This window comes from Lentzea sp. NPDC051838, assembly GCF_040681245.1.
In the GTDB taxonomy this organism is placed as follows: Bacteria; Actinomycetota; Actinomycetes; order Mycobacteriales; family Pseudonocardiaceae; genus Lentzea.
Map to the genome: position 1 here is coordinate 1091681 of NZ_JBFAYI010000001.1, position 18416 is coordinate 1110096.

Annotated in this window: 19 protein-coding genes and 1 pseudogene; 12 read left to right on the forward strand and 8 right to left on the reverse strand. The window is 67.9% G+C overall.

The window, feature by feature from the left end; all coding sequences use genetic code 11:
* The 5 genes from AB0M24_RS04985 to AB0M24_RS05005 are packed head-to-tail and all read right to left on the reverse strand — an operon-like array spanning position 1 to position 4327.
* Positions 1 to 765: a methane monooxygenase/ammonia monooxygenase subunit A gene (locus tag AB0M24_RS04985; protein ID WP_363761166.1), complete on the reverse strand. Its 765-nt coding sequence runs from the start codon at positions 763 to 765 to the stop codon at positions 1 to 3.
* Positions 762 to 1619, reverse strand: a complete 858-nt coding sequence (locus AB0M24_RS04990) for a methane monooxygenase/ammonia monooxygenase subunit C (protein ID WP_363761168.1) — start codon at positions 1617 to 1619, stop codon at positions 762 to 764. The genes AB0M24_RS04985 and AB0M24_RS04990 overlap by 4 nt, the downstream gene beginning before the upstream one ends.
* A 13-nt stretch (positions 1620 to 1632) precedes the next feature.
* The gene (locus AB0M24_RS04995) at positions 1633 to 2661 is read right to left on the reverse strand and encodes an NAD(P)-dependent alcohol dehydrogenase (protein WP_363761170.1); all 1029 of its coding nucleotides are present in this window, start codon (positions 2659 to 2661) and stop codon (positions 1633 to 1635) included.
* Positions 2661 to 3323: an iron-sulfur cluster assembly protein gene (locus AB0M24_RS05000; RefSeq protein WP_363761172.1), complete on the reverse strand. Its 663-nt coding sequence runs from the start codon at positions 3321 to 3323 to the stop codon at positions 2661 to 2663. The genes AB0M24_RS04995 and AB0M24_RS05000 overlap by 1 nt, the downstream gene beginning before the upstream one ends.
* Complete coding sequence (locus AB0M24_RS05005) at positions 3320 to 4327, reverse strand: amidohydrolase family protein (protein ID WP_363761174.1); 1008 nt, start codon at positions 4325 to 4327, stop codon at positions 3320 to 3322. The genes AB0M24_RS05000 and AB0M24_RS05005 overlap by 4 nt, the downstream gene beginning before the upstream one ends.
* Before the next feature lie 193 nt (positions 4328 to 4520).
* On the opposite strand from AB0M24_RS05005, the gene AB0M24_RS05010 reads away from it, so the two are divergent.
* The 7 genes and pseudogenes from AB0M24_RS05010 to AB0M24_RS05040 all read left to right on the forward strand — a co-directional run bounded on the left by AB0M24_RS05010 (position 4521) and on the right by AB0M24_RS05040 (position 9530).
* Positions 4521 to 4694, forward strand: coding sequence for a hypothetical protein (locus tag AB0M24_RS05010; protein WP_363761176.1), 174 nt, complete (start codon positions 4521 to 4523; stop codon positions 4692 to 4694).
* A 122-nt stretch (positions 4695 to 4816) separates the two neighbouring features.
* Positions 4817 to 4945: pseudogene (locus AB0M24_RS05015) on the forward strand (helix-turn-helix domain-containing protein); the annotation flags it as partial.
* 12 nt (positions 4946 to 4957) lie between these two features.
* Positions 4958 to 5593 carry an IclR family transcriptional regulator C-terminal domain-containing protein gene (locus tag AB0M24_RS05020; protein WP_363761574.1) on the forward strand — a complete coding sequence of 212 codons (636 nt, stop codon included), beginning with the start codon at positions 4958 to 4960 and terminating at the stop codon, positions 5591 to 5593.
* Between the two features lie 11 nt (positions 5594 to 5604).
* On the forward strand, positions 5605 to 5997 hold the full coding sequence (locus AB0M24_RS05025) for a hypothetical protein (RefSeq protein WP_363761178.1): 393 nt from the start codon (positions 5605 to 5607) through the stop codon (positions 5995 to 5997).
* Positions 5997 to 7244: a hypothetical protein gene (locus AB0M24_RS05030; RefSeq protein WP_363761180.1), complete on the forward strand. Its 1248-nt coding sequence runs from the start codon at positions 5997 to 5999 to the stop codon at positions 7242 to 7244. The genes AB0M24_RS05025 and AB0M24_RS05030 overlap by 1 nt, the downstream gene beginning before the upstream one ends.
* Positions 7245 to 7248: 4 nt before the next feature.
* On the forward strand, positions 7249 to 7773 hold the full coding sequence (locus AB0M24_RS05035; protein ID WP_363761182.1) for a hypothetical protein: 525 nt from the start codon (positions 7249 to 7251) through the stop codon (positions 7771 to 7773).
* Between the two features lie 50 nt (positions 7774 to 7823).
* On the forward strand, positions 7824 to 9530 hold the full coding sequence (locus AB0M24_RS05040) for a helix-turn-helix domain-containing protein (protein ID WP_363761184.1): 1707 nt from the start codon (positions 7824 to 7826) through the stop codon (positions 9528 to 9530).
* Positions 9531 to 9621: 91 nt separating this feature from the next.
* Here the strand turns inward: AB0M24_RS05040 and AB0M24_RS05045 are convergent, their stop codons facing one another.
* From AB0M24_RS05045 to AB0M24_RS05055, 3 genes are all read right to left on the reverse strand, one after another.
* Entirely contained in the window at positions 9622 to 10866 is a 1245-nt protein-coding gene (locus tag AB0M24_RS05045) for a glycosyltransferase 87 family protein (protein ID WP_363761187.1), read from the reverse strand.
* A 150-nt stretch (positions 10867 to 11016) separates the two neighbouring features.
* Entirely contained in the window at positions 11017 to 12048 is a 1032-nt protein-coding gene (locus AB0M24_RS05050; RefSeq protein WP_363761189.1) for a histidine kinase, read from the reverse strand.
* 155 nt (positions 12049 to 12203) lie between these two features.
* Positions 12204 to 13433 (reverse strand): aspartate aminotransferase family protein, encoded by a 1230-nt coding sequence (locus AB0M24_RS05055; RefSeq protein WP_363761191.1) that lies wholly within the window; start codon positions 13431 to 13433, stop codon positions 12204 to 12206.
* A 77-nt stretch (positions 13434 to 13510) separates the two neighbouring features.
* On the opposite strand from AB0M24_RS05055, the gene AB0M24_RS05060 reads away from it, so the two are divergent.
* The 5 genes from AB0M24_RS05060 (at position 13511) to AB0M24_RS05080 (ending at position 18414) form a co-directional block, all read left to right on the forward strand.
* Complete coding sequence (locus AB0M24_RS05060) at positions 13511 to 14365, forward strand: LysR substrate-binding domain-containing protein (RefSeq protein ID WP_363761193.1); 855 nt, start codon at positions 13511 to 13513, stop codon at positions 14363 to 14365.
* Complete coding sequence (locus AB0M24_RS05065; protein ID WP_363761195.1) at positions 14365 to 15333, forward strand: LacI family DNA-binding transcriptional regulator; 969 nt, start codon at positions 14365 to 14367, stop codon at positions 15331 to 15333. Before AB0M24_RS05060 ends, AB0M24_RS05065 begins: the two co-directional genes overlap by 1 nt.
* Before the next feature lie 110 nt (positions 15334 to 15443).
* A complete protein-coding gene (locus AB0M24_RS05070; protein WP_363761197.1) occupies positions 15444 to 16727 on the forward strand; it encodes an extracellular solute-binding protein in 1284 nt (427 codons plus the stop codon).
* On the forward strand, positions 16724 to 17605 hold the full coding sequence (locus AB0M24_RS05075) for a sugar ABC transporter permease (RefSeq protein WP_363761199.1): 882 nt from the start codon (positions 16724 to 16726) through the stop codon (positions 17603 to 17605). Before AB0M24_RS05070 ends, AB0M24_RS05075 begins: the two co-directional genes overlap by 4 nt.
* A complete protein-coding gene (locus tag AB0M24_RS05080; protein ID WP_363761201.1) occupies positions 17602 to 18414 on the forward strand; it encodes a carbohydrate ABC transporter permease in 813 nt (270 codons plus the stop codon). Before AB0M24_RS05075 ends, AB0M24_RS05080 begins: the two co-directional genes overlap by 4 nt.
* Positions 18415 to 18416: the final 2 nt, after the last annotated feature.

An 18416-nucleotide genomic window follows, 5' to 3' on the forward strand; every position in this document is an offset into this window, starting at 1 on the left:
TCACACCTTCGTCAGGAAGCGGCCGATCGGCCAGATGGCGAGCTTGCGGGCGATGAACTGACCGAGCCAGTACCCGGCGACGGCGAGTGTCGCGCCGAAGACCAGTGCCACGTACTGGGTTTCACCGAGGAACGTGCGCAGCGACCCGGACTCGATCATGCGCAGGTACTCGGGTGTCTGCGACCGCACGTACTCGATGCCCTGCGCGTCCGCCACCGTGATCGGCAGGCCCATCCACTTGAGCGGCTGCAGGAACGGCGCGAGCGTCGTGTAGTTCGCTATCCAGATGATCAGCGAGAAGCCGAGCCCTCCCACGAGCGAGGTCATCACGAAGCTCTTGGTCTTCAACAGAACCCAGTCGAGCCAGATCGCGCCCGCGATGATCGAGATCGGCCAGACGAAGTTCGTCGGGAACCCTCCGAACCAGTTCCAGTTGAAGATCCGGCCGACCCACGACGCCGCCGCGAGGCAGAGCGCCGTGTAGGTGGCGCCGGTCGGCATCCTCCACGCGAGCCACTGGATGTACTGCAGGGCCGACGGGATGATCACCACCGCGAACGGCGTGACGATCGGCCACCACTGGCGGTCCTTCCAGTCCGTCCAGAAGTCCCAGTCGCCGGCGAAGAGCAGCTTCGTGATGTCAGCGGCCGCGGCCACCACGAACACAGCGGTCACCCAGAAAACGATGTCCCACTTGCGGTCGATGTACTTGTACTTCCGGTTCAGCAGCGGTTCCAGTGACCGCTCGGGAGCAGCAGTGGTCATGACGCCGTCCTCGCAGGTGCCTCAGCGACGGTCTCCGTGCGCGTTTCGGGTGGCAGCTCGTCCTCGATCTGCAACAAGCGGCCCAACGTCTCGGCCCAGCAGGCGAAGATGCCCGACGCGAGCCAGCCGTAGGTGACGAACGGCCAGTGGAACGGTGCCGCGAAGATCTCCTCGGTGATCCACAGGCTGTGGCCCCACTCGTTCATCGCGACCTGCATCATCTCGGTCACCGACGCGGCGATGAGCAGGAAGAACGACCAGGGGAAGCCCTTCTGCGCGCCGTAGACCTTCGGCAGCCAGAACCGGCCGTACAGGTACGTGCCCACGGTCATGGTGATGCCGAGCGGGAACGCCCAGAAGAACATGACGATGTGGCTCGGGGTGAGCGCCGTGTCGCGAACCGCGGTCTGGTGCCAGACGCCGTCCTGGTTCGGGAAGAAGCTCGCCATGAAGTACAGGACCACGCAGGTGGCGCCGACCAGGCCCCAGAACACCGCGATCCTGCGTACTTCTTCCCGGTGCGTGATGGGTTTGTCGACGAGCTGCTTGCCCTTCTTGGCGAGCCAGCCCCACCAGCTCAGCGTGATCGCGCCGGCGAGGAGCACCTCGATGATGAACAGGCTGAACCAGTACTTGGTGAACGCCGGGCTCTTCGAGTTGAGGCCCGCCTCGTTCCACCAGGCGAAGTAGCCCTGGTAGATCCGCAGGCCGATGAACGACGCCGCCAGCAGCGCGGAGGCGATGAAGAGGGTCTTCCAGCCGCCGAGCCAGTCGATCGGGCCCCTGCCTGGACGTTCGTGGATTTCGGGCGGCTCGGACTCGGTTTTCGACGGTGGGGAGATGGTGTGGGTCATCGAAAATCCCTCCTTACGGGACGAGGACCGCTCGGCCCTGAACACGACCGGCGGCGAGGTCCGCCAACGCGTCGTTGACCTGGTCCAGGCCGTAGACCTGGCTGTGCAGCTGGACTTTCCCGACGGCGGCGAGCGCCATCAGCTCGGAGAGCTCGGTGTAGTTGCCGACGAGGTTGCCCACGACGTTGATCTCGCTGAAGATGATCTTCAACGCCGGGAGGTCCACGCGGCCGCCGTAGCCGACGACGTAGTAGGAACCGCCCTGCGCCAACATCGCCGGGCCTTGTTCGGTGGTGCCGTGCTCGCCCACGAAGTCGATGACCGCCTCGATGCCGGTGCCGCCGCTCAGATCCAGCACCTGTTCGACCGGATCGTCGTTGGCGTTCACCACGTGTTCGGCGCCCAGTTCCTTCGCGAGACCGAGTGCCGACTCGGACGTGTCGACCACGATCACCTCGGTGGGAGACAGGGCTTTCAGCGCCTGGATAGCGATGTGTCCGAGCCCGCCCGCGCCGACGATCGCCGTGCGAGTGCCCGCGGGCAGCGAACCAGCGGCCTTCTTCACCGCCCGGTACGCCGTGATGCCGGCGTCGGCGAACGGCGCCACGTCCGCCGGCGCCAGCCCCTCGGCGAGCCTGACCACTGACCTTTCCGAGGTCTTGAGGTACTCCGCGAACCCTCCGTCGGCGTTCAGGCCGGGGAACTGCGAGTTCGTGCAGTACATGTCCTCACCGCGACGGCAGCCCGCGCACACCCCGCAGGTGATCAGCGGGTGGACGATCACCGCGTCGCCGGGACGGACCGACGACACAGCGGAGCCGACTTCTTCCACCCAACCCGCGTTCTCGTGGCCGAGCGTGTACGGCAGGACGGGGTTGAGCGTGTCGCGCCACACCGTCTCGATGACGTGCAGGTCGGTGCGGCACACCCCGGCGCCGCCGATGCGCACGATGACGTCGTGCGGTCCGGTGATCTCCGGTGTGGGTACGTCGTCCAGCCGGAGCACGCCGTCGGCGTAGTCGTGCAGTCTCGCGGCCTTCATCAGGCGGCTCCTTCGGTTGTGGGGTAACGGGCTTCGAGCAGGGCGGTGCACATCGCGCCGTTCGTTTCGTAGGACAGGGCCATCACGCGAGCGGCTTTCCGGTGCCGGTCAACGGCTTCGGGCAGAACCGGTCTGCCGTCGGCGGCGAGCAGGAACGGTGCCGAGTAGGCGCAGCTGAAGCCGAGCTCGTCCCGGATGCGCAGGTAGTCGCGGTTGGCCTCGGAGCGAGGGAGATCGCCGACGACAAGACTCGGCAACCGGTCGTCGGCGACCTCCAGCTCCCGGCAGAGAAGTTCCTGCCGGATCAGAAAGGTCTTGCGGCGGAAGCGATCCCGCATCGCGTCGAGCTCACCGTCGGCCTGTGCACCGAACGTGGCCGCGAACCCGGTGCCGACGCCGTTGCCTAGGCGCCGGGACTCGAAGTGGTCGGCCAGCTCGACGTGGACGGCACCGGCAACCCTGGAAGCCGCCGCGCGGGCGTCGTCCATCATCAGATAGGTGAAGTTGGGCGCGCAGAAGTAAGTGGGCAGCCGCATCTGGATGTGCACGCCGTCGTCGTGTTCGGTGACGGAGGCGACGAATCCCAACTCCGTGATCGGCCGATCGACCTCGGGGTCGCGGACTGTCGCCAGCGCCGCCCAGACGTCTTCCAGCCGGGTCACGACACGACCGCCAGCTCAGGCGCTCCAATGACTCCGGAGGGAACCTTGAGGTCGTAGAGCCGTGCCGCGTTGAGACCGAGCACCTTGGCGCGGGCCACGTCGCTTATCTCGCCGTACTCCGACTGCATGTCCTGCGGGATCTGGAAGTCGACGAACGCGTCGATCAGCCACTTCGGTTCCCAGATCGCGTAGTCGCTGCCGAAGAGGATCTTGTCCTCGCCGACCCAGTACAGCAACTCGCCCATGATCTGCGCGAAGTAGCGGGGCCTGGTGTGGATGAACGGCATCGCGACCGCCATGCCCGCGTACACGTTCGACTCCTGCGTGGCGATCCAGCAGAAGTCCTCCAGCCGCGGCAGGCCGATGTGCTCGACGACGAAGTTCAGCTGCGGGAACGCGGTGGCGACGTCGTCCACGTCGTGCACGTCGAACGCGTCGCGGTTGAGCGGCCAGACCGTCGGGCCCTTGTGGATGTGGATGTTCTTGATGCCGAGCTCGGCGGACTTCTCCAGGTACCGGTAAGCCATTGGATCCGTGAGCGAGTAGCCCTTGGAGTCACCGCGCCACTCGGCGGTGTAGAGCTTCACGCCCTGGTACTGGAACTTCGTGGCCTCGTCCTCGAACGCCTCCAGACCGGCCTCACCGTCGCGCGGGTCCCAGACGCCGTTGACGATCAGCTTGTCCGGGTGCTCTGCGGCGAGTTCCGCGGTTTCGCGGCGGCGGTAGAAGCCGTCGAGGTAGAACTCCGACAGGATGGTGGGCTGGAAGATCGCGACGTCGACGCCTGCCTTCTCGAAGATGTCGTGCATCAGGTCTTCGGACGTGTACCGGTCGAACTTCTCCTTGGCCCACAGCCATTCCTTGGGGCTCAACGCGGAGTGGTAGTCGTAGAAGCACTGGATCCACCCGGCGCCGTACTGGTTGCGCTGGTTGGCGGGCGAACCGTCCCAGAGGTGGATGTGGCCGTCGACGACGTAGAACCGCCGTCCGTCCTTCTCGTACATGCAAGCTCCTCGGTCGCCGATGTGGTGGTGGCGACAAGTGACCCGCTGCTCGCCTGATTGGCCAAGACCGTCGGCGCCGAATCGGGCGGATCTTCCAGCCCAGCGCAGAAGCCACCCGCTTATCGCAGGTCCTCGCTTCGCGTACCGGCCGGTCACGCCCACAGTCGCCCCACGACATCAGGAGGTGAGTCCCGTGTCCGAAGCCGGGGTGACCGTGATCATGTTCGTCGTGGCGGTCGTGGCGTTCGTCGTGCTGCGCCTCGCCGTCCACCTCATGGCGGAACCACGCTCCAAAAAGCCGGTGGAGATCCCTCAGCCGCGCACTGAATCGGTGCCGCAGCCCGTGGAAGACCGCGTCTCAAGGTGAGACACCCACCACTGCGCGTAGCTGCTCCCCTGGTTCACGACACAGCGCCGTGGCACCAGGAGGCCGGAATGCACAGTGATCCACTACTTCAGCGCCCCTCCACCGGCACCGCGACGCAGGTCATGCGAGTACTGGAAGCCCTCGCCGCGGAACCGCGGGGAGTACCCGCCAAGGCGATCGCCCGCCACCTCGGGCAGAGTCTCTCCTCCGCCTACCATTTGTTGCAGTCTTTGTCCCACTTGGGATTCGTCGAACAGTCCCCTGTGTCACGCGGTCTGTTCACGCTCGGGCCGAAGATCGCCGAGCTGTTCCGGGGTTATGTGGCCTCCTGGACGTTGCCGCAACGACTGGAACCCGCGTTGCTGGAGCTCCGCGATCGTGCGGCGGCTCGTGCCTATGCCGGCATGTGGGCGGCGGACGACCTGGAGATCACCTGGGTGCGTGGCCGACGCGGGGCGAGCGAGCTGCAGGACGTGTCGCCGGGGTTCCGCGGTGCCGCCCACGCACTGGCGATCGGCAAGGTGCTGCTCGCGACTCGTCCGCCTTTGCGGTGGCCCTCCTACCTGAGGCAGCCGCGCTTTCCCGAGTACACGCCGACGACGATCACCAGTCCCGGACGGCTCTACGAGGAGCTGGCCGACGTGCGGGCCAAGGGTTACGCGGTCGACGTCGAGGAGTTCGCGCCGGACGTGTGCTGTGTCGCCGCGCCGGTGCTCGACGGTTCGGGGCGGCCGCTCGCCGCGATCGCCGTGTCCGTGGGCGAGAAGCGCTACCGCCGGGACGTCGCCTCCCTGATCCGTTACGTGCGGGAGACCGCTCGCACGACCTCCGCGCTGTTCACCGACCTCGATCCGTTGCGGGACGTGGTCACCGCGATCGCCGCCGGGCAGAACCCCTAGAAGGAGCTCCGATGCACCGTCGCATCCTCGCCGTTGCCGCCTGTTTCGCCCTCGCCGCTTGCGGTTCCGGCGAAACAGCAACGACGACCATGCACCAGCAGCACGCACCGGTTGCCGCCGAGACCACGTCGTCCGCTCCAGCGACCACCGCTTTCGACGTGACGGTGCAGGGCGGGTCGGTCGTACCCGCGTCCAGTGTCAGGCCTGTCCAGCTCGGCAAACCCGTCCGCATCACGATCGTCAGCGACGAGGACGACGAGGTGCACGTCCACGGCTACGACAAGAAGGCCACGTTGAAGGCAGGGCAGCAGGCGACGCTGGAGTTCACCGCCGACCAGCCCGGTGTGTTCGAGGTCGAGCTGCACCACCAGGACCTGCTTCTGCTGCAGCTGCAGGTGAGCTGATGCTCGTGCTGGCGCACGGGGTGGGCGGTCGTCGTGACCTGCCCATCCCGTTCTCCTTGACCCTCGTCGCCGGGGTGCTCGTCGTCGCCGTGTCGTTCGTGGCGCTGGGCGTGCTGTGGCGGCAACCTCGGTTCGACCGGTTCGGAGGCCGTCCGCTTCCTCTTGTGCTGCAACGGTTTCTCGACGCACGCGGCTTCCGGTACGCGCTGCAGCTGATCGGGCTGGTGCTCACGGCGTCGGTGGCGATCATCGCGATCTTCGGGCCGGACGACACCTCGAACCCCGCGCCCGGCTTCGTGTACGTGTTGTTCTGGGTCGGGATCGTGCCCGCGTCGTTGGTGTTCGGGCCGGTGTGGCGGCAGCTCAACCCGTTGCGCACCATGGTTCGCGGCTGGCGCGGGTTCGCGACCTTGCCCGCGTGGGTCGGCTATTGGCCCGCGGTGGCCGGGCTGCTGGCGTTCACGTGGCTGGAGCTGGTGTCGCCGACCAGGGCCAGCACCCACACGATCGTGGTGTTCTTCGCCTGCTACGGGGCCGCGCAGCTGATCGGTGCGCTGGTGTTCGGCGTGCGGTGGTTCGATCGTTGCGATGGCTTCGAAGCCTATTCGACCGTGGTCGGCTCGCTCGCTCCCGTCGGCCGCCGGCCTGATGGGCGGCTGGTGGTGCGAAACCCGTTCAACGGTCTGGCGGGGCTGGAGTCCGCGCCGGGGCTGGTCGCGTTGGTGAGCACGATGTTCGGAGCCACGGTCTACGACTCGTTCTCGCACGCCCAGTTCTGGGTCAGCGCCCAGAAAGCCACTGGGCTGTCAGGGATCGTGACGGGCACTGGCGGGTTGGTCGGCACGATCGCGGCGGTCGGGCTGAGCTACACGGTGGCCACGCGACTGTGCGGAATGCTCGGCGATGTTCCCGCTTTGCCGCAACGGTTCGCGCACTCGATCGTGCCCATCGCGGTGGGATACGTTGGGGCGCACTACTTCTCGCTGTTCGTCTTCGAGGGCGGACACACGATCGCGCTGGCCGCGAACTCCGGCGGCTCGGTCGACTACACGCTCCTCGCGCCGGCGTTGATCGCGATCGTGCAGGTCACCGGAGTGGTGATCGGGCACGTGCTGGGTGTGGTCGCCGCCCACGACCGCGCGATCGGACTGTTCGGGCACGCGGCCGCCGTCATCGGGCAGCTGCCGTTGACCTTGCTCATGGTCGGCTACACGTTCACCGGCCTCTACCTCCTGTTCTCGGGGTGACTCCATGCGCTGGCTCATCGCGGTCGTCGTCGCTTTGTTCCTCGTGGACAGCGGGGTGGCGTTCGCCCACACCACGATGCAGTTCACGATCGCCGGAGACGGCGGGACCGGCATCCTGGCCTACGCGTCCTGGACCGACGACAACCTGCCAGTCGACGAAACCGTGCAGGGCGCCGTCGAGGCGTACTCCGCGGACCGGCGGCACGTGGGCCCGATTCCGCTGCGGCCGTCGTCGATCGGCCGATCGTTCTACACCGCCGAGCTTCCACCAGGACTCACCGGGACATGGCGAGTGCTCGTGCAGGCGAGCTGGCCTGGTCCTGGTGCGTCGGAGCAGGAACTCGTCCTGGGGCCGACGCCGAGTGGCTTCCCCGTGCTGCAGACGCCGGTGCCCAGACCCGGCGGCGCGCCAGGCGACTTCGACCTGCTGACCACCGCCCTCGGAATCGGCATCGGTGCTGTCGTGCTGGTTGCCGTTGTGTTCGTGGTGGGGCGCCGCCGACTGGCGTCTCATTCTGAGACTCCATAGGAGCCCAATGCCCCTACTCTGAACGGAAGCCCACCCCAGGGAGGCTCGCGATGGAGACCGATGTCAGTCGTGCGCGCGACCGGTTCCTCAGCGGCGCCGACGAGCCCGGCACCGACGTCCGCCAGACGATTCTCGCCTCGTGGGAACGATCCAGAGAGTCCGGTGTCGACGCGGACCGCATCCTGGCGCCGTTCATCCGCGACCCCGACCTGGAAACGCCTCTCGTCCGCAGCGCCGCGCCCGTTTTGGACGGTTTGCACGAACAGCTCCGGGGTGAGGCGGTCAGCATCATCCTCACCGACCACACCGGTCTCGTGCTCGACCGCCGCGGTTCCACGAACCAGATGACCCAGGCGCTCGACGACGTGCAGCTGATGCCGGGCTTCAGCTACGCCGAGCGGTTCGTCGGCACCAACGGCATCGGCACGGCGATCTCCAGCGGCCTCCCCGCGTTCGTGGACGGCCGCGAGCACTACACGGGCGAACTGGGCAAGTTCGCCTGCGCGGGCACTCCGATCCGGCATCCCGTCCGCGGCACGGTGATGGGTGTCCTCGACATCACGACGTGGTCGCAGACGCCGGGCCCGATGGTGACGGCGCTGGCGTCGTCGACCGCGCGCCAGATCGAGGCCGAGCTGCGCAACCAGACCGGCCAGCGCGAGTTGGCGCTGGTGCACGAGTACATGCGGATCTGCCAACGCACGTCCGGCCCGGTGCTGGCTCTCAACAACGACGTCGTGATGATGAACGACGCTTTGCGGCACCAGGTCGACCCGGCCGAGCAGCAGATCCTCATCGGCTACTCGATCGACATGATGCGCGTCGACACCCGGCAGATGCAGCGCACCGTCGAGCTGCCCAGCGGCCGCACCGCCCACCTGCGCTACTCCCCGGCCTCGATGGGTTCGGCGCTGGCCGGCGGCGTGTTCCGGATCCGGATCGAACGTTCCGCACCAACGCCACTTCGATTGCTGCTCCCCCAACGCTCCACGTTGCTGCTGCCGGGCTTGGCAGGCTCGGGTCCCGCGTGGTCGAAGGCCGTCGAGCAGTGCATGACGTACTTCGTGAGCCGTGACTGGTTCATCGTGGAAGGCGAGCCCGGCACAGGCAAGCTGAGCCTGCTACGGGCCGTGCACCAGCACCGCTCCCCTGGCCGCCACTTCCGAGTGGTGGAGCCGCCTGCGGGCGACGAGGCGGCGTGGCGTGCCGAGCTGGCGGCTTGCTTGGCCGTGCCCGAAGGGACCGTCGTGCTGACTCGTGCGCACGAACTCCCTTCGGACCTGGCTTTGGTGGGCGCGGCGTCCCGGGTCGTCGTGACCGGAACGCCTGCGCCGATGCTGCGATCCTTGTTCCCGCGCGCGGTCGAGGTTCCCGCGCTGCGCCACCACATCGACGACCTGCCCGATCTCGTCTCGCATCTGCTGCGCCAGCTGACCAAGGGTGACGAGGTCACCTGCTCACCGTCCACTTTGGCTCATCTCGCCCGGCTCGACTGGCCCGGCAACATCTCACAGCTCCGCCGGGTGCTGGCCACGACGATCCGCCGCCGTCCGCGCGGAGTGATCGAGGTCGACGACCTGCCGCCGGAGTGCCGATCCGTCACCCACCGCCGGTTGACGCCGCTGGAGGCACTGGAACGAGACGCGATCATCACGGCGTTGGCGGACAACGACGAGAACCCGACCAAGGCGGCGCAGGCGATCGGGATGTCACGGGCCACGATCTACCGGAAGATCCGCCAGTACGGTATCCAGTGAAACCCCGTGAGCAGGCATAACATGGACCCATGGGTGCCACACTGGAACTCACCGACGAGGAGCTCGTGCTCCTCCGGCACGCGCTGCGCCACTACCTCTCGGACTTCGGCCACGAGGAGGCCGACATCCTGAGGAAGGCACGCGCGTTGCTCGGCAAGCTGCCCGCACCGGCCACCAAGTAGCCGGAAGCGGTGCTCACCTCGCCGGGGTCCGGCGAGCGATGACGCCTGGCCGCAACCGCGCACCAGCCGAGGAACGCGAGCGCCAGCCACACGTAGCTGTTGCCGACGAGGTGCTGCCACCACGTCCACGCGAGCTCCTTGTCGCCCGTGGTCGGCAGCAGCCAGTGCGGGCCGACGGCGAACACGGCCACGACCGCGATCCGCACCCAGCCCGTCGTCAGGAGCAGGGCGGGCGCGACCCACACCCAGTGGTGCGACCACGAGACCGGTGAGATCAGCAGACCCGTCGCGGCCACGGCCAGGAGCGCGGTGAGGTCGTCGAGTCGCTTGAGCAGGACCACGGTCAACGCCAGCACCGCCAGGCTGACCACGATCCACACCGTGTCGGGCGCGCCGAGCCGGATCAGCAGGCCGTGCAACGACTGGTGCGCGCTGTACGGGAGGCCGCCGACGCGTGACGGGTCGAGCATCGCGTGGAACCAGAACGCCTTCGAGTCCGACGGCGCTCCGACCCAGCCGATCAGCCCGGCACCGGAGAAGGTCGCGACGGCCGTCAACGCGGGCCGAAACTGCTTGCGGGACAGGAAGTACAGCACGAAGATCGCCGGGGTCAGCTTGATCGCGGCAGCCAGCCCGACGAGCATCCCCCTGGGCCACGGCGTGCGCGGCAGCAGGCAGTCGGCGGCGACCAGGCCGATCAGGATCATGTTGATCTGGCCGAGGTCGAGGCCGCTGCGGAACGGTTCGAGCAGCAACGCGCCCGCGGCCAGCCCGAAACCCGCCCACGGCACGGTCTTCCTCTGCCGCGCGGCGAGATGGCAGGCGGCCGTGAAGAGTCCGATCCCGGCCGCGGTGAAGAACACCGCGACCACCGGCAGCGGCAACGGGCTGATGCCGCTGAACAGCATCGCCGCGAACGGCGGGTAGGTGAACGGGAGGCCGGACGGCGCGTGGAAGTCCGCGCCGTAGAGGTCGATCCCGGATCGCCACGCGTCGCCGCCGGCCAGGTAGACGCCCAGGTCGATGAGGCCGTTCTGGAAGCCGCGCAGGCAGACCCAGACCAGGACGCCGACCGCGACCACGGCCCAGACCTTGCGCAGATCGACGCGCGTGAGCACGGCGCTCAGCGGTGTCCGCAAAACCTTTTCCAGCACGGGAAAACCCTTCGTCCACACGGAAGTCCGATGTGGACGAGCCTGCTGCCGGGGAGGGTGCCGGCGAATCGGCCCGAGGGCCGGAAGATCATGGCCAGGCAGCTACCGGGCGCTGCCGAGGTCGGCCGTTCGGCTGGGGTCAGCCGGCCATCACGCCCGCACCTCCAGCGGCAGCTCGGCCGTCACCAGCCAGCCGTCCCCGGTGGCACCCGCGAAGAACCGGCCGCCCAGCTCGTGCACCCGTTCCTGCATGCCGACCAGCCCGAACCCACCGGAATGCGCAGGCCGCGCAGTCCCGTTGTCCACAACGGACAGCAGCACCGCCGAAGCCGTCAGCCGCACCTCGACCTCGACGCTCGTGGCGTTCGCGGCGTGCTTGCGCGTGTTCGTCAGCGCTTCCTGCACCAGCCGCAGCACCGACCGCCCCAGCTCCGGCCGCACGTCGGTCGTCAGCTCGATGCTCGACCGCACCGGCAACCCCGACCTCTCCACCAGCTGTTGCAGATCAGCGGTCAGGTCACTGGTCGCGGTCGAAGTCCCGTTGTCGCGCAACGTCCTGACCATCGCCCGCATGGCACCCAACGCGTCGGTGCCGCCGTCGACGATGCCCGGCAACATCTCGTACGCCCGCGCCCGGTCCTGCTCCCCCACCACGAGCGCGGCCTGAGCCTGCACGAGCATGCCCGTGACGTGGTGGGCGACGACGTCGTGCAGCTCGCGGGCCATGTCGAGCCGCTCATCCCGCCGAGCCCGGTCCTCAGCCGCGGCCGCCAACGCCGCCTTCGAGGCGTCCCGCATCCGCAGCACCACCCCGATGCCGACCGCGATGACGGCGAGCAGCGACACGAACAGAACCGCGTCCCGGCGTTCGAGGTAGAAGCCCGGCCGCAGGATCGCCGCGTGCACGCTGACCAGCGTCAACGCCGTGACAGCCGCCGCCGCACGCAGCCGTGGAATCTTCCTCGTGACCAGGACGGCCAGCAGCATCAGCGCCAAGCCCTCGATGACCCGCACCAGGTGGGTCTGGAGCAGCGCGGGTGGGGTCACGCCGATGCCGCCGCCCAGCCGGAAGGCCCGGTCGAACCCGTTGACCAGGCCGGTGAAGACGAAGACCTCCACGCACGCCACCGCCGAGGCGACGAGCAGCAGATCGACCTGTGTCCACGCGCGACGTTGCCCCACGGCGGTGATCGTAGGAGGTGGGGTGGCTGACCGGCCTCCACCTTCCGACCGAGCCGGGTGGCCGACTGGTCAGGCCGCGCCGAGGCCGTCAGCCGGCAGCCCCGATCGCCTCACCGAGAATGCCCAGCCCAACACCGACTCCGCCGCCGAAGCCGTCAGCCAGCAGCCCCAATCGCTTCATCGAGAATGCCCAGCCCCAGCGCCAACTCCTCCTCCGAAGCGGTGAGCGGCGGCGCGATCCGAAACACCCCACCCATCCCGGGGATCTGCACGATGTTCATGTGCAGCCCCAGCTCCAGGCACTTCTGCGTGATCGGCGCGCTCAGCGACTCGTCCGCGATCTCCAGCCCGACCAGCAACCCACGCCCGCGCACGTCTGACACCAGCGAGTGCCGCGCGGCGATGTCGTCGAGCCCGCTGCGCAGGAACGCCCCGAGCTTCGCCGCCCGCTCGTCCAGCCGTTCCTCGACGAGCACGTCCAGCACCGTGTTGCCGACCGCGGCCACGAGCGGATCCGACACGTGCGTAGTGAAGAACAGGTAGTTCCGCGCAAACGCCTCTTCCTCGATCTCGGCCGAGGTGATCACCGCGGCCAACGGCAACCCGGCCCCCAGGGTCTTGGACAACGTCAGGATGTCCGGCACCACACCGTCGCGCTCGAACGCGTACCAGGTCCCGGTGCGGCACAAGCCGGTCTGCGCCTCGTCGAAGATCAGCAGCATCCCGCGCTCACGACACTTCTGCTGCAGCGCGGCGAAGTAGCCCAGTGGCGGCTCGAGAATCCCGCCGGAGCTGAGGATCGGCTCGACGATGCACGCGGCCAGCGAGCCCACCGACTGCGCGTCGACCATCTCGAATGCCAGGTCGAGCTGCGCCTGCCAGTCACCGGACGGCGCGGGAATCGCGAAGTTGCCCGGCGTCGCGGGCCCGTACCCCTTGCGGCCGGCGGAGTAGGTCGCGGATGCCGCCGCGGCGGTCATGCCGTGCCACGAGCGAGCGAAGGCGACCACCTCGTGCTTGCCGGTCACGAGCTTCGCCATCCGCAACGCCGCTTCGTTCGACTCGGCACCGGTCGTCAGCAGCTGCACCTTCGACAGCGACGGAGGCAACGTCTCGGCCAGACGACGCGCCAGGTCGACGACGGGCCGCGAGAGCATGCCGCTGAACAGGTGGTCGAGGTTCGCGATCTGCCGCTGCACGGTCTCGACGATGCGCGGGTGCGAGTGGCCGAGGATCGCGCTCATCTGGCCGGACGTGAAGTCCAGGACGCGGCGGCCGTCCTCGGTGAACAGGAAGCTCCCCGCCGCGCTGTCGATGATCTCGCGCGTGAACGTGCCGCCGTAGCGGACGAGGTGGCGGTCGACGTCGTCCCAGAAGGTGTCCATGCACCCGAAACTAAGTGCCGCCGAGCATCAGGTCCATCTCACGATTCCACGCCCGCTGTTCGGTAATACTTAACAGCATGACGCTCAACCCGTGGCGGCTCAAACTGCTCAGCCAGCTGGACGCACTGGGCACGGTTCGCGCGGTCGCGCAGGCCGCGAACCTGAGCGCGTCGAGCGTGTCGCAGCAGCTCGCGGTGCTCGAACACGAGACGCACACCCAACTCCTCGAACGCACCGGGCGACGGGTCAGGCTGACGTCGGCCGGGCTGATCCTGGCCAGGAGAGCCCGCTCGATCCTCGACCAGATGGACGCCGTCGAGGCGGAACTCCGCGGCCTCAACGAAGAGCCGTCCGGACGAGTCCGGCTCGGCGGATTCCAGAGCTCGATCCACACCCTGGCCGTGCCCGCGATCCAACGCTTGAACCATCCGAACCTCGAGGTCGAGCTGGTCGAGCTCGAACCCCACGCCAGCATGCCCGCGCTGCTCTCCGGCGAGGTCGACGTGATCATCACGACGACCGACTTCGTGGAGCTGCCGGTGCCCGCGGACATCGACGTCGTGCCCCTCGCGGAGGAACCGGTCATGCTGCTCTCCCCGCCCGGCCAGCCGAAGTCCGACATCAAGGCCTGCAAGGACGAACCATGGGCGTTCGACGTCCCCGGCTCGTACATGGCCGCCCTGGCGACCCGCCTGTGCCGCCAGGCCGGGTTCGAGCCGAAGGTCGCCGGCCGGTTCAGCAACTACATGCTCACGCTCAAGCACGTCGAGGCAGGTCTGGGAGTCGCGGTGCTGCCCGCGCTGGCCGTCGACCCGAGGTTCGACGTGGTCACCAAGGAGCTGCCGGTGACCAGGAAGATCACGGCGGCGGTGCGGCGGGACTCGCGCGCCGCGATCACCACGGTGCTCGAAGCGCTGCATACTTCGTCGTGATGGCACACAGGATCACGATCAACGACGTCGCGAGCGCGGCCGGTGTATCGCGGCAGACGGTGTCGCGCGCGCTCAACGACAAGGGCGAGATCGACGGCGACACCAAGCAGCGCGTGCTCGACGCCGCGCGCGAGCTGGGCTATCGGCCGAGCCGGTTCGCGAGAGGCCTGGTGCGTCCGGACACCACCTCGATCGGCCTGGTCGTCCCCGATCTGCTGAACCCGTTCTTCACCGAGGTCGCCGCCGCCGCGCTGGAGGCCGCGCGCGCGAAGGGCTGGCACGTCGTCATCTACGACACGGCCGACAGCGTCGACGAGGAGCTCAGCACGCTGCGGGTCATCGGCTCGCAGGTCGACGCGGTGGTCGGCTACTTCAACCTCTCGGAGACGCAGCTCGACCAGCACACCCAGGGCATTCCGGTGGTGCTGATCGGCCGCGAGCACCACGCCCCGAGGTTCAGCTCGATCCGCATCGAGGGCGCGCAGGGCATCCGCGCGGCCGTCGACCACCTCGTCGCCGCGGGTCACCGGCGCATCGGCATGATCGACCACGCGCACGCCGAGCCCAGCGACAAGCACCGGTGGTTCCGCGACGCGATGGCCGCCCACGGACTCCCGACCAACGCGGTCGCGGGCGCCGTCCAGTCGGTCGACGGAGGTGCCGGGGCACTCACCGAGCTGCTCACGAACCATCCGGACCTGACCGCGATCTTCACGTTCAACGACATCATCGCGATCGGTGCCCTGCGTGCGACGCGCAGACAGGGCCGGGACCTGGCCGTGATCGGGTTCGACGGGCTCCAGCTCGGCACGGTGGTCGATCCCGCTCTCACGACCGTCGCGCTCGACACCCGCAGGATCGGCGCACTCGCCGTCGAGCAGGCGGCGAGGCTGATGGCCGGCGATGAGCCACTGTCGGGTGACGAGATGGTCGTGCAGGCGGTTCTGCTCGTGCGCGAATCCGCCTGACCTGCTAATTCAGTAACCGGGGGTTGACACCTCTCACTCGTTCGGCTCATGCTTCGCGCCACGCCGTGAACGTTCACGGGAGCGTTCACGGGCTCCTCGGAGGGTCCCCGATGACGTTGACTCGACGCAGGTTCCTGACCGGGACCGCGGCACTCGCCGCGACCGCGCTCGGTGCAGGAGCATGTAGCAGCCCCACCACGGCCAACCCCGGCCGCCTCACGCTCTGGTACAGCACGAACTCGGTGTCGGAGAAGCTGCTGGCGGACGCCGTGCGGCGCTTCCCGGCGCAGAAGCTCACGCCGTCCAAGGTCAGCGGCGAGCTGAACCAGCGGTTGCTCGCCGCGCTGTCCGGCGAGGCCTACCTCCCGGACATCACCCTGCTCGGCGACGGCATCTCTACCTACTTCTCGGCCGCCGACCGGTTCGCCGACCTCAACGCCCTCGGTGCGCGCGAGGACGAGCCGCGCTACCTGCCGTGGAAGTGGCAGGCGGGCCGCAGCCCGGACGGGGTGCAGATCGGTTTCCCGATCGACATCGGCCCGGCCGCGCTCTACTACCGGCACGACCTCTTCGGCGAGGCCGGGCTGCCGACCGAACCCGAGGCGGTGGCCGCCGCACTGTCCAGTTGGGACGACTACTTCGAGTTCGCCAAGCGGGTCAAGGACAAGCTCCCCGGCCGCTATCTCGTCACCGACACCAAGATGGTGTTCACGTACTCGCTGGCGCAGGAGAAGCAGAAGTACCTCGACCGGCAGAACCGCTACCTCGCCGACCAGTCACAGGTCAGACGCGCGTGGGACCGGGCGGTCCAGGCGTTCCGGATGGGCCTCACCGCCGGCTACGCGGGCTCGGCCACCGGTGAGGGCGTCGACCGGCTCGCTGCCTGGAACAACGGCAAGGAGGTCAGCTTCGTCAACGCCTCCTGGATCACCGGCAACCTCAAGCTCTCCGCGCCGGGCACGTCCGGGAAGTGGCGGGTGTGCAGCCCGCCGGGCGGCCCCGGCAACCAGGGCGGGTCGTTCCTCGCCATCACCAAGTACTGCCCGGATCCGCACGGCGCGTACGAGATCGTGAAGTGGTTGCTGTCGCCGGAGAATCAGGCGGCCGCCTATCAGGAGCTCGGACTGTTCCCGTCGAGCCCGGCCGCGTTCGACGACCCGCAGGCGCTCGCGCCGGAGGAGTTCTTCGGCGGGCAGGTGACGATGGAGGTGTTCGGCAAGATCGCCGAGAAGGTGCAGCCCGTCTACTTCTCGCCCTACGACATCTCGATCAGCGACATCTACACCGACGAGCTGACCAACGTCGAGAGCGCGGGCAAGGATCCCGATCAGGCCTGGGAAGACGCTGAGACGGCTGTCGAGCGGCTGCTGCGCCGGCAGGGGGTGCTCGCGTGAGGCGCCACTGGCCCCAATACCTGGCGATCGCGCCGTTCTTCGTGCTGTTCGCGATCTTCGGCGTCTACCCGGTGCTGTACTCGCTGTGGTTGTCGTTGCAGCGGTGGAACGGCGTCAGCGAGATGAAGTTCGTGGGACTGGAGAACTTCCGGTTCCTGCTCACCGACACGGCGTTCTGGGACGCGATCGGCAACACGTTCCTCATCTGGGTGATGTCGACGGTGCCGATGCTGATCCTGTCGATGCTCGTCGCACTCGGCCTGAACTCCGCGGTGCGCTACAAGGGCGCGCTGCGGATCGCGTACTTCCTGCCGAACGTCACGTCGATCGTGGCGATGTCGCTGGTGTTCGGATCGTTCTTCTCCAACGAGTTCGGTGTCCTGAACTGGTTCCTGGGTCTCGTCGGCGTGGATCCGGTGCAGTGGCTGAGCGATCCGTGGGCGATCCGCACCGCGATCTCGTTGATGATCATCTGGCGCTGGACGGGCTACAACGCGATCATCCTGCTGGCCGGCCTGCAGTCCTTGCCGAACGACGTGTTCGAGGCCGCCAAGCTCGACGGCGCCGGGCCCGTGCAGACGTTCTTCCGCGTCACGCTTCCGTTGCTGCGCCCGGTGTTGCTGTTCTCGGTCGTGATGTCGGCGATCGGGGGCCTGCAGATCTTCACCGAGTCGCAGATCCTGCTCGGCAACCGCGGCGGCCCCGAGGGCGCGGGCATGACGATGGTCCTCTACTTCTACAACACCGCGTTCGCGGACAACGACTTCGGCTACGGCGCCGCCATCGCGTGGGGCATCTTCGTGGTCGTCGTCCTCTTCTCGATCCTCAACTGGCGGCTCGTGCAGCGCCCGCCCCGCTTGAAGGGAGCGAGTGAGTGAACCGCGTCCTCACCTCGCTGGCGCTGGCGATCGGCGCGCTGATCACGATCTTCCCCTACTACCAGCTCGCCGTGATGGCCTCGAACACCACCGCGGACATCTACTCGTCGCCGCCGACGTTCTGGTTCGGCGGGCACCTGTTCGAGAACATCGGCGAGGTGTTCGCGAAGGTCGACTTCTTCGGCTCCGTGCTGAACACGTTGATCGTGGCCGTCGCGACGACGCTGCTGGTGCTGTTCTTCGACTCGCTCGCCGCTTTCACGTTCGCCAAGTACGACTTCCCCGGCAGCAACGTCCTCTTCGGACTGCTGCTGGCGACGTTCGTGGTGCCGACGCAGCTCGCGGCGATCCCGCAGTTCAACCTGATGGCCGCGCTCGGCTGGGTCGGCGACCTGAAGGCGCTGATCATCCCGGCGGCGGCCAACGCGTTCGGCATCTTCTGGATGCGCCAGTACGCCCGTGGCGCGATCCCAGACGAGCTCTTGGAGGCCGCACGGGCTGATGGCGCGGGCTTCTTCCGCACCTACTGGTCCATCGGCCTGCCGGTGTTGCGGCCGGCCTTGGCGTTCCTCGGCATCTTCACGTTCATCAACGCGTGGAACGACTACCTGTGGCCGCTCGTCGTGCTGATCGACTCGAACAACGTGACGCTGCAGGTGGCGTTGTCCCAGCTCAACGGGTTGTACCTGAAGAACTACGCGGTCGTGATGGCGGGAACGCTCGTCGCGATCGTGCCTCTCGTCATCGTGTTCCTGTTCGGTGCACGCCATTTCATCCGCAACATCGCCGCCGGCGCTTTGAAGGGCTGACA